This is a genomic window from Streptomyces sp. NPDC050528 (assembly GCF_044457795.1).
In the GTDB taxonomy this organism is placed as follows: domain Bacteria; phylum Actinomycetota; class Actinomycetes; order Streptomycetales; family Streptomycetaceae; genus Streptomyces.
In genome coordinates this window covers 115,275-126,453 of sequence record NZ_JBITHH010000002.1, presented here as the reverse complement: position 1 = coordinate 126,453, position 11,179 = coordinate 115,275, and the positions used below count along the sequence as shown (strand labels likewise).

10 protein-coding genes are annotated in these 11,179 nt (G+C 66.9%); 7 read left to right on the top strand and 3 right to left on the bottom strand.

What is annotated here, in order from left to right; all coding sequences use genetic code 11:
- The first annotated feature begins 58 nt into the window (after positions 1–58).
- The 6 genes from ACIBK4_RS07915 to ACIBK4_RS07890 all read left to right on the top strand — a co-directional run bounded on the left by ACIBK4_RS07915 (position 59) and on the right by ACIBK4_RS07890 (position 7,056).
- Positions 59–1,396 carry an ABC transporter substrate-binding protein gene (locus ACIBK4_RS07915; RefSeq protein ID WP_398993209.1) on the top strand — a complete coding sequence of 446 codons (1,338 nt, stop codon included), beginning with the start codon at positions 59–61 and terminating at the stop codon, positions 1,394–1,396.
- Between the two features lie 105 nt (positions 1,397–1,501).
- Positions 1,502–2,290: a rhamnogalacturonan acetylesterase gene (locus ACIBK4_RS07910; RefSeq protein ID WP_398993207.1), complete on the top strand. Its 789-nt coding sequence runs from the start codon at positions 1,502–1,504 to the stop codon at positions 2,288–2,290.
- A gap of 29 nt (positions 2,291–2,319) precedes the next feature.
- The gene (locus tag ACIBK4_RS07905; protein ID WP_398994366.1) at positions 2,320–3,618 is read left to right on the top strand and encodes a polysaccharide lyase family 1 protein; all 1,299 of its coding nucleotides are present in this window, start codon (positions 2,320–2,322) and stop codon (positions 3,616–3,618) included.
- Positions 3,619–3,706: 88 nt separating this feature from the next.
- Positions 3,707–4,879, top strand: coding sequence for a pectinesterase family protein (locus ACIBK4_RS07900; protein ID WP_398993204.1), 1,173 nt, complete (start codon positions 3,707–3,709; stop codon positions 4,877–4,879).
- A gap of 7 nt (positions 4,880–4,886) precedes the next feature.
- Positions 4,887–5,921: a pectinesterase family protein gene (locus ACIBK4_RS07895; RefSeq protein ID WP_398994364.1), complete on the top strand. Its 1,035-nt coding sequence runs from the start codon at positions 4,887–4,889 to the stop codon at positions 5,919–5,921.
- Positions 5,922–5,943: 22 nt separating this feature from the next.
- On the top strand, positions 5,944–7,056 hold the full coding sequence (locus tag ACIBK4_RS07890) for a chondroitinase-B domain-containing protein (RefSeq protein ID WP_398993202.1): 1,113 nt from the start codon (positions 5,944–5,946) through the stop codon (positions 7,054–7,056).
- Positions 7,057–7,160: 104 nt separating this feature from the next.
- On the opposite strand, the gene ACIBK4_RS07885 is transcribed toward ACIBK4_RS07890, so the two are convergent.
- Together ACIBK4_RS07885 and ACIBK4_RS07880 are read right to left on the bottom strand one after the other, a co-directional pair.
- Positions 7,161–7,388: a hypothetical protein gene (locus tag ACIBK4_RS07885; protein WP_398993200.1), complete on the bottom strand. Its 228-nt coding sequence runs from the start codon at positions 7,386–7,388 to the stop codon at positions 7,161–7,163.
- A gap of 18 nt (positions 7,389–7,406) precedes the next feature.
- Positions 7,407–7,505 (bottom strand): polymorphic toxin type 17 domain-containing protein, encoded by a 99-nt coding sequence (locus ACIBK4_RS07880; protein WP_398993198.1) that lies wholly within the window; start codon positions 7,503–7,505, stop codon positions 7,407–7,409.
- Positions 7,506–8,007: 502 nt separating this feature from the next.
- On the opposite strand from ACIBK4_RS07880, the gene ACIBK4_RS07875 reads away from it, so the two are divergent.
- Complete coding sequence (locus ACIBK4_RS07875) at positions 8,008–8,799, top strand: HAD family acid phosphatase (RefSeq protein ID WP_398993196.1); 792 nt, start codon at positions 8,008–8,010, stop codon at positions 8,797–8,799.
- Here ACIBK4_RS07875 and ACIBK4_RS07870 read toward each other — a convergent pair.
- Positions 8,796–11,024 (bottom strand): family 43 glycosylhydrolase, encoded by a 2,229-nt coding sequence (locus tag ACIBK4_RS07870; protein WP_398993194.1) that lies wholly within the window; start codon positions 11,022–11,024, stop codon positions 8,796–8,798. The two genes, ACIBK4_RS07875 and ACIBK4_RS07870, sit on opposite strands and share 4 nt — an antisense overlap.
- Between the last annotated feature and the right edge of the window lie 155 nt (positions 11,025–11,179).

Genomic DNA, 11,179 nt, shown 5'->3' with positions numbered 1-11,179 from the left:
CTTGCCCACCGCCCGTGAGGCCATCACACCGTCGCATCCACAAGAAGAGAGCCGCTCTATGAAGACCAGCATCCGCAGAAGCAGGCGTGCCGCCGTGGCCGTCGCCCTGGGCTCCGTGCTCGCGCTGACCGCCACCGCCTGCGGCGACGACGGCAGCGGCGGCGCGGGGGACAAGGGCGACGAGGGGTCCGGCAAGGGCACGATCACCTTCTGGGACAACAACGGCGGTGTCCGCACCGACATCTGGAAGCAGATCATCGCGGACTTCGAGAAGAAGAACCCCGACATCAAGGTCAAGTACGTCGGGATACCGGCCGCGAGCGCCCAGTCCAAGTACGACACCGCGATCCAGGGCGGGGGGCTGCCCGACGTCGGTGGGGTGGGGACGGCGGTGCTGGCGGAGGTCGCGGTGCAGGGGGCGTTGGAGCCGTTGGATGCCCGGCTCAAGTCGAGTTCCCTGAACGGGAAGTTGAGCCAGAACCTGCTCGATGTCAGCAAGAGCGCGGGGGGTGGGGACACGCTGTACCAGATTCCCACCTCCGCCAACAATGGGACGCTGTGGTATCGCACGGATCTGTTCAAGGCGGCGGGGTTGGACGCGCCGACCACCTGGGCGAAGTTCTATGCCGCCGCCGACAAACTCACCGACAAGGCGAAGAACAAGTTCGGGTTCACCATTCGGGGTGGCGAGGGGTCCATCGCGCCGGCGTTGGACGCGGTGTACGGGCAGACCGGGATCACGTCCTTCTGGAACGGGGACAAGACGACCGTCAACGACCCGAAGAATGTTGCCGCGTTGGCGAAGTATGTCGGGCTGTTCAAGAAGGACACTCCGTCCGCCGACCTCAACAACGACTTCACGAAGATGGTCGCGCAGTGGGACAGCGGCACGATCGGGATGCTGAGCCATAACCTCGGGTCGTACCAGGACCATCTGAAGGCGCTGGGCGCGGACAAGTTCAAGGGGATTCCCAATCCGACGCTGGACGACGGTACGCGGGTGCAGATCTCCAACCCCGTTGACGGGCTGAGTCTGTTCAAGTCCAGCAAGAACAAGGAAGCGGCCTGGAAGTTCATCGAGTTCGCGGTGTCCGCGGCGGAGAACTCCAAGTACAACGAGTCTGCCGGTCAGGTGCCGGCCAACACGGATGCGGCTGACGCGGCGTGGATTCAGAAGTCCGAGCCTACGCAGTTGGCTGCGGCGGCGTTGAACGGGGCGTCCACGAAGATTGTGCAGTTGCCGTATTACCTGCCGGACTGGAACACGATCTCCAAGGCGGACAATGAGCCGAACTTCCAGAAGTTGTTGTTGGGGAAGGTGACGGCGAAGGAGTTCCTGGACACGTTGGCTGATCAGTTGAACAAGGCGCAGGCTGACTGGAAGAAGAACCACTGAATTGGGTGGTTGCGGTTGTGGGGGGACTGCGGGCCGGTGGGGGCTGGTCGCGCAGTTCCCCGCGCCCCTAAAGACAAAAGACGAAGGCCGAGAGGTGGACCAGTCGTGTCTCTTACCCGTAGGCAAGTCGCGTTAGGTGCTCTTGCCGCCGTTCCTTTACGCGGTGGCGGTGTTCGTCGGGAGCGCACTCTCTACATCGCCGGCGACTCCACCGCCGCCCAGAAGTACGTCCCCGAAGCTCCGGAAACCGGGTGGGGAATGGCGCTCCCCTTCTTCCTGCGCAAGGAGGTGAAGGTCTCCAATCAGGCCGTGAACGGGCGGAGTTCGAAAAGCTTCGTCGATGAAGGGCGGCTGGATGTGATCCTTGCCGCCATCCGGCCCGGTGATTTTCTTCTCGTGCAGTTCGCGCACAACGATGAGAAGACCGCCGATCCCACTCGTTACACCGAGCCCTGGACGACCTACCAGGACTATCTGCGGCTCTACATCGACGGGGCCCGAGGCCGTGGCGCCCGGCCCGTGCTCGCCACCCCCGTCGAGCGGCGCAGGTTCGACGTGGACGGCAACGCGCTGCCGACGCACGGGGATTACCCGGCGGCGATGCGGGCGCTCGCGCAGCAGGAGCGGGTCGCGTTGCTGGACATCGAGGCGTTGTCGCTCGCGTTGTGGCAGCGGCTCGGGGTGGAGGAGACGAAGGTCTACTTCAACTGGACCGGCACCGAGCAGGACAACACGCACTTCAATCCGCCCGGTGCGATCGCCGTGGCGCGGCTCGTGGCGCGGGAGTTGCTGCGCGCGCGGGTGCTCGCGTCGCGGGATGTCGTCCGGCTGCACGAGGACATTCCGACGTCCTGGATCACCTGGCCCGAGGCGACGGACGCCCCGGTCCTCTGAACAAGGAGACCCGCACAGTGCGTATATCTATGTGTCATGGACGCGTCATTGCGTCGCTCGTAGGCTGCACGGCACTGGCTCTCGCCCTCACCAGCACCACCGCCCAGGCCCATCCGCGCTCCCTCGACCGTCAGGCGCTCGGTGCCGGGGACGGCTGGGCCTCCTACGGCACCGGTACCAGCGGTGGCGCGGCGGCCACCCCCGATCACGTCTACACCGTCTCCAACTGGGCTGATTTCAAGGCCGCGTTGGCCGCCGGTGGCACCGCGCCGAAGATCATCAGAGTGAAGGGTGTGATCGACGCCAACGCCGAGGGCTGCGACTCCTTCGCCGCGCCCGGCTACGACTTCGCCCAGTACCTCGCCACCTACGACCCCGCCGTCTGGGGCTACGACCAGAACCTGGACAACGAGCCCGCCGACAGCCCCGAGGGCCTGCGCCGCGTCTCCGCCGCCAACCAGAACACCGCCATCAAGGCGTTCGTCCCCGCCAACACCACCATCATCGGCGTCGGCAAGAACGCCGGCTTCAAGGGTGCCAGCCTGCAGATCACGGCCGTCGACAACGTCATCGTCCGCAACCTCGCCTTCGAGAGCCCGCTCGACTGCTTCCCGCAGTGGGACCCGACCGACGGCGACACCGGCAACTGGAACTCCGAGTACGACAGCGCCGTCATCTACGGCTCCACGCATGTGTGGCTGGACCACAACACGTTCACCGACGGCGCCCACCCGGACAGTTCGCTGCCCACCTACTTCGGGCGGATCTTCGAGCAGCACGACGGCGAACTCGACATCGTCAAGGCCGCCGACTACGTCACCGCCTCCTGGAACGTCTTCACCGATCACGACAAGACGATCCTCATCGGCAACAGCGACAGCGCCTCCACCGCCGCCATCGACCGAGGCCACTTGAAGGTGACGCTCCATCACAATCTCTTCTCCAACCTCGTCGAGCGCGCGCCCCGCGTCCGCTTCGGCCAAGTCGACTCGTACAACAACCACTTCGTCGCCGAGCCCGGATACGGCTACAGCTACGGCATCGGCCTGGAGTCCCAACTCGTCGCGGAACACAACGCGTTCACGGTCCCGGCCGGCATCGACGAGGCCACCATCCTCAAGAAGTGGTCCGAGGCGCCGCTCACCGCCGACGACAACTACGTCAACGGCGAGCTCACCGACCTGATCGCCGTCCACAACGCGGGAGTTCCGACCGAGATCCTCCAGTCCGGCGCGGGTTGGACCCCGACCTTGCGCACAAAGATCGACCCCGCGAAGGCCGTGCCGTTCATCGTCGACCGGGGCGCGGGGGCGGGCCGCCTGCGCTGACCAACTCCCTTACATGCCGGGCCGGTTGTGTCCGACCGGCCCGGTGCCGGGGCCCACCTCACGAGCCGCACCGCGAAGGAGCACCCGCATGCCCTCGCACCACCACTCCCTCCAACTGCCCCTGTCCAGACGGGGATTCCTCGCGGCGAGCGCGAGCGTCGGCGCGGGCGCCACCCTCGGCCTCACCGCCGTCCCCGCCCTCGCCGTCGGCAGACCGCACCCGTTCGGCCGCTACGGCTCACCCGCCGCGCGCCTCACCCCGCTCACCCGGTACGTCGACCCGCGCGGCCGGGGCGACTTCACCACCGTCCAGGCCGCCGTCACCGCCGCGACCGGCGCCGGGTACACCCTGGTCATCGCCCCCGGCGTCTACCGCGAGACGGTCACCGCCGGAGTCACCGACCCGGCCACCGGCCAACTCACCGACGCCGCCTCCGAGATGACCTGGATCGGCGCGAGCGAGGACCCGCGTGACGTCGTCATCGTCTACGACAACGCCAACGGGACCCAGAAGCCGGATGGTTCGGGTACCTACGGCACCACCGGCTCGGCCACCACGACCGTCCGCACCGACGGTTTCACCGCTCGCCGGATCACCTTCGCCAACGACTGGCTGCGCGCCGACCACCCCGAGATCACCGGCACCCAGGCGGTCGCGATCAAGGTGCAGGGCGACCGTTCGGCGTTCTTCGACTGCCACTTCCTCGGGCACCAAGACACCCTGTACGCCGACTCGTTCGCCCTCGGTGTCTTCGCCCGCCAGTACTACGCGCGCTGCTACGTCGAGGGAGATGTCGACTTCGTCTTCGGGCGCGCGACCGCCGTCTACGACCGCTGCCACTTCCGCACCCTCAACCGCACCGACCTGGCGACGGCACCGTACGGCTTCGTCTTCGCGCCCTCCACGGCGGTCGCGAACCCGCGCGGCTACCTGGTGACGCACAGCCGCGTGAGCAGCCAAGCCCCGGACGCCTACTACAAGTTGGCCCGTCCCTGGGTGCCCGGCTCGGACACCACCGCCCGCCCGATGCTCACCGTGCGGGACACGGTGCTGGGCGCCGGGATCGACGCGGTGGCGCCGTACACCAACATGTCGGACGCCTATCCCTGGCAGGGGCAGCGGTTCGCGGAGTACCGGAATTCGGGCGCGGGTGCGGTGATCAGCGTTCCGGAGAACCGGCCCCAACTCACCCCGGAACAGGCCGAGTCGGCGACCCGCGAAGCGTATCTGGGTGACTGGACACCGGGGCGGAGGCGCTGAGATGACCCTGCGCAGACGCACCCTTCTGGCCGGGATCGCCGGTGGTCTGGTGGCCGCCGGTGCCGGGCCCGCCGTAGCGCTCGGCCGTCGTCGTGTCCTGCACGTCCGGCCCGGGGACTCGGTGCAGGCGGCCGTGGACGCGGTGGACGGCAGCGGCTGGACGATCGTCGTGCACCCGGGGACGTACCGCGAAGTCGTCAACGTGCCTGTGGCGGCGGGCGAGTTGACGTTGCGCGGGGCCACGCGCGATCCGCGTGACGTCGTCATCGTCTACGACAACGCCAACGGGACGCAGAGGCCGGACGGTTCGGGGACGTACGGTACGGCCGGCTCCGCGACCTTCACGTCGGCGGCGCCCGGGCTGACCGTACGGGACCTGACCCTGGCCAACGACTGGCTGCGCGCGGACCATCCGGAGATCACGGGGACGCAGGCGGTGGCCGCGTATGTGACGGGGGACCGCTCGTATTTCACGAACGTGCGGCTGCTGGCCCACCAGGACACCCTGTTCGCGGACACGAGTGCGCTGGAGGCCTTCGACCGGCACTGCTACTCCCGCTGCTACATCGAGGGAGACGTCGACTTCGTCTTCGGGCGGGCCACCGCTGTCTTCGTGGACTGTCACTTCAACACCCTTGAGCGGGATGTGGAGTTCACCCCCAAGGGCATGGTCTTCGCGCCCTCCACCGCCCGCGCCAATCCGCACGGATTCCTCGCCGTCCGCTCCCGTGTCACCTCGGCGGCCGAGGACGCCGCGTACAAGCTGGCCCGGCCGTGGGTCCCATCGTACGAGACGACGGCCTGGCCGTCCCTCGTCGTGCGGGACACGCGGATCGGGCCCGGCATCGACCCGGTCGCGCCTTACATCAACATGCGCGACGCCTATCCCTGGCAGTCGATGCGTTTTCACGAGTACCGCAACACGGGACCGGGCTCCGTGATCACCGTCCCGGAGAACCGGCCCCAACTCACCGCCGCCGAGGCCGAGTTGCACACCCCTGCGACCTACCTCGGCGGCTGGGAACCCGTCCGCTCACTCTGATCGACGAAAGGACCCGCACGTCATGCGTCGTATCAGCACCTTCACCGCGCTCGCCGTGACCACGGCCTCGCTCGGACTCGCCGTGATCGCCTCCCCGGCACACGCGGCGACCGTTGTGGTCAGCAACTCCACCGACCTGACCAACGCCATCAAGAACGCCACCGCCGGTACGGTCATCCAGGTCCGGGCCGGCACCTACTACCCGACGGCCACCCTCCAGTCGACGGCCAACGGGACCTCCTCCGCGCCGATCACACTCACCGCGTACGGCTCGGAGACGGTCAAGATCGACGGTTCGTCACTGCCGTCCGGCTCCTGGATCTTCAAGCTGACCGCCGACTACTGGAACGTCTCCAACCTGACCTTCCAGAACTCCCCGGACAGCGCGGTCGTCTGCCAGTCCTGCACCGGCACCAACTGGAGCAACGTCAAGACCATCAACGGCGGCGACTCCGGCTTCACGCTCACCGGCGACGGCACCGTCAACAACACGGTCAAGAACCTTGACTCGTACGGCAATTACGACGCCGCCACGCACGGCCAGAACGCCGACGGGGTCGCCATCAAGTTCGGCTCCGGCACCGGCAACCTCGTCACCGGCGCCCGGCTGTACAACAACTCGGACGACGGCATCGACCTGTGGTCCTTCTCCTCGCCGGTCACCATCGAGCACTCCTGGTCCTTCGGCAACGGGATCAACCGCTGGGGCGATTCCGCGTTCGAGGGCAACGGCAACGGCTACAAACTGGGCGGCAACGGCGTCACGGTCGCCCACGTCGTCAACAACTCGGCCGCCTGGGGCAATGCGGGCAACGGCTTCACCGAGAACTCCAACACCGGCTCGATCGTCATCAACCGCACCACGGCCTACGCCAACAGCGGCTCGGGCTACTACTTCGCCACCAGCTCCGCCAAACTCGGCAAGAACCTCGCGGTGAGCAACGGCGGTGGCTCGGTCAGCAAGGGTTCCGCGGTCACCTCGGCCGGCAACAACTGGGACTCCGGCATCTCCACCCCGTCCTTCATCTCCACGGACGCGTCGACGACGTACAACGCCCGTTCATCGAGCGGCACCTTGCCGGCGACGACGTTCCTCACGACAGGGAGCACCACGATCGGCGCGACGATGAACTGACCGTTGCGTGGGCCCAGTTCGGTGTCTCGGGGCTGGGCCCACGTCCTTGCCGGACGGTCACGAGGCTCACACGCGGCACGCAGGCGCGGCAGCTCCGCGTGCTCTCAGTAGTAGTCCTCGCGCGTGCGCATCTGTCCCGTCGGCTCGATCTGCTCCCGGCGGAACTGGATCAGGCTGTCGTCACTGTCGAGCAGCACCGCGTAGGCGGGTGCGGTCCTGTCGTCCGTCGGCTCCGTGATCCCCAGGATCGCGCCCACCTTGCCCAGTGCCTCGGGCCTGTCGGGCGAGTCCACCACGCGTACCTCCGCGTAGAACTCCAGGGTGTCTTCCATGCCGCTGTGGGTCCTTTCTCACTTGTGCGTGATCTCCCCGTCGAGGGACACGTTCAGATGGCTGCCGTCTCTGCTGAGCCAGCCGAGTTTGGCCCGGCCCAGCTTGCTCAGCTGCACATCCCACTCGAAGGGCTGCCCGGCCGTCCGGGACGGGCCCTTGCAGCTTCCCCGAGTCGGCCTCCGGCCACCACAGGCCCAGATGCAGCAGGATCTTCCGGGCCTCGTCCTCAACGCTCACCGGCACCGTCCGACTTCGGGACCTTCACTTCGGTGAACATCCCCGCGATCAACTCGTCGTTGTCGACATGACCGTCCGCCAGATCGGCCATCGCCTCGTGAATACTCGTCAGACCCAGCACCAGCGTGCCCGGCGACCTTGATGTCGAGGACCTTGGCCGGATCCTTGCCGTCACCCATCGCGCGTTCCCCCGTTCGCAGTCGCGTCCACGACCCTAGGAGAAGCCGGCCAAGAGAAGGTCAAGTGGACCCCATGGGCGGGCAATTCCCCGCCCTGTGGATTGTGTATCGATCGGATAAAGGTCCTCGCGCCTGACGTGTGATGCGCGTAGACAGTCCCTGACCTGGTGCATCACCCATCGGAACCAGATCCGGAGATTCCATGCGGAAGTCCCTTAGAGCGGCCGCCCTCGGCGCCGCCTGTGTCGTCGCCGGTGCCGCCCTGTACGGCACGGGCGTCGCCAGCGCCGGCCAGTCGACGGCCAACTCGACGCACGAGCCGTACAACATCGGCCTGTTGACGAAGGACATCGACACCTACTACGGCACCACGCTCGACAGCAACGGCGTGTACCAGGCCTCGGCGACCAGCCCGTACGCCAAGGACCTGGCGCGCATCGACGCGTCCGCCAAGAAGTACATCGACGAGGCCGTCCACAAGCACCACAAGGGCGCCAAGCCGGCCGTCGTCTTCGACATCGACGACACGCTGCTGCTCAGCCTCGACTACGAGAAGAAGAACAACTACGGCTACAGCTCGGCCACTTGGGCCGCGTACGTCGCCCAGGCCAACCGCCCGGAGGTCTTCGGCACCCCCGAGCTGGTCAAGTACGCCGCGTCCAAGGGCGTCACGGTCTTCTACAACTCGGGTCTGAAGGAGTCGCAGCGCACCTACGCGGTCGACAACCTGAAGAAGGTCGGCGCCGACGTCAACCTCGACGCCGACCACATGTTCCTGAAGGACGCGGACAACCCGCCGGCCTACCTGAGCGCTTGCGCGACCCCGGGCACCTGGACCTGCACCACCGTGCAGTACAAGTCCGGTACCCGGAAGCACATCGAGGACCTCGGGTACAACATCATCGCCAACTTCGGCGACCAGTACTCGGACCTCGACGGGGGCTACGCCGACAAGACGTACAAGATCCCGAACCCGACCTACTTCGTCAGCTAGTCCGTACGGGTCGTCCGTACGGGGCTGACCGACCCGAGGGTGGGCACCACCGGCTGAATCGTTCCGTCCGCCGCGAACCGCAGGCGGTCGATCGTGGTCTCCCGGTGCGTGCCGTCCCCACCCGGCTTTCCCGGCCCGTTCAGGGCGAACCGGTGATAGACGACGTACCAGTCGTCGGTCCCCGGGACGTTCACCACGGAGTGGTGGCCGGTGCCGAGGATGCCGTACTCGGGGTTCTTGGACAGGATCGTGCCCCGCTTGGTCCACGGACCGAGCGGGGACGGTCCCGTCGCGTAGGCCACGTGGTAGTTCTCGCTGCGGGTGTCGTCCTCGGACCACATGAAGTAGTACGTTCCCTTGCGCTTCACGACGAAGGACCCCTCACGGAAGTCGCCCGTCGTGATGTCCTTCACCTTCGTCGCGTCGTACGACGTCATGTCGTCGTTCAACGGCACGACGTACGCGTGCCCGTTGCCCCAGTAGAGATACGACTGCCCGTCGTCGTCCGTGAAGACGGCCGGGTCGATCATCTGGCCGCTGAGTGAACCCCCCTTCGCCACAAGGGGTTTGCCGAGCGCGTCCTTGAACGGGCCCGCGGGCGAGTCCGCCACCGCGACCCCGATCTGCTGCTCGGCGCAGAAGTAGAAGTAGTACTTCCCGTCGCGCTCGGCGATCGCCGGCGCCCACGCGTTCTTGTCGGCCCAGGACACGTCGGGCCCCAGATCGAGGATGACTCCGTGGTCCCGCCAGTGGACCAAGTCCCTTGAGGAGTACGCCTTGAAGCTCGTCCCGCCCCAGTTCGCGTAGCCGTCGCTCGTCGGGTAGATCCAGTACTGGCCGTCGAGATAGTGCACGTCGGGGTCGGCGGTCAGCCCTGGCAGCACGGGACTTCGGGTCGGCACCGCTTCCACCGTCCAGGTGCGGCTCGTCCCGTCCGTCGCCGTGACCGTGTACGACTGCGGCGTGCGGAAGTCCCGTCGCGTCCCGGACGCCGGGCTGACCGTCGCGCCCGTGCCGATGTCGAGGGTCGGCGCCAAGTGCCGCAGATCCGCGCCGGGTTGCATCGGCAGCACGACCTTCGACGAGGCCTCCGTGACGACCGCGTACCCCTTCTGTCCATGCGCCGTCGCGTCCACGACCGACGTCGGAGTCGCCGGGTACGCGGCCAGCAGCCGGTCGTACTCCGCCTGCGTCACCGGAAGTACCGTGCCGTGGCGGGGACTTGCCGGGAGCTGGTAGTCCGTGGACGGGGTCCACCGGCCGGAGTCGAGGTCGGTGGTCTCGAAGGGGACGTAGCCGCGCAACCCGTACTCGTCGACGAACAGGTACCACTTCTTCTCGGTGTTGGACTTGAACACCGTCGGTCCTTCGCCGCGCTCGATCGCACCGCTGCCGATGCACTCCGAGACGAAGTCGTACGACGTGGACGTCAGCGAGGTCGACTTCTCGCCGGTGATGAACTTCGAGCAGGGGGAGCTGGAGGACGGGTCGCGTTCGTCCTTGGTGTAGCGGTAGTAAGTGTCCTTGTACTTCACGACAGTTGAGTCGATGACGGAGTAACCGGGGTCGTCCCAGACCTTCGGCGCGCTGAAGGTGCGGAAGTCCTTCGTCGTCGCGTACATCATGCGGTTGTACGTCGAGCCGGTGTGGTCGGGGTCGTCGTCGGCGTACAGCTTCGACGCCCAGAAGACGACGTACTCACCGAGCGAGTCGTCCCAATAGGCCTCCGGCGCCCAGGTGTTGCCCGCGTTGTCCGGGGCCACCTTCACCAGCCGCTGGTCGGTCCAGTGGACCAGGTCGGTCGACTCCCAGATCATCACCGACTTGCTGCCGTGCCGCTGGACGTCGTCCCAACTACCGCTGCTGTTCTGGTACATGCGCAGGTCGGTGGCGATGAGGTAGAACTTGTCGCCCTTCGGGGAGCGGATCACGAACGGATCGCGCAGCCCCTTCTCGCCGATCGTCGACGTGAGGACCGGCTTGCCCTGGTTCAACTCCCGCCAGTGCAGGGGGTCGTTGCCCCGGCTGAGGGCGTAGCGGATCTGCTCGCCGTCGGCGGTGCCCTCGCCGGTGAAGTAGGCGAAGAGATAACCGGCGTACTTGGGGTGGTTCACGGGCGGTGCTCCTGAGTGCGCGGTACTGGGCGGGGCGGCGAGGAAGGCGAGGAGGAGGGCGGCCAGGGTCACGAAGGGGAGCAGGAGGGTGCGGGCGGTGCGGGGTCGCATGGCACATCCTGTGGGGGTGTGGGGGATTCTGTTGAATAGCTGTGCCTTCGGAGTGTCATCAGTGGGGTGCGGTGCGTCAATTGGTGAGGGTGGGACGGGCCGGAGCGAAAGTTTCGCTCTTTTTCGCGGGTCATTTCCCGTGCCCGCGGCAACCC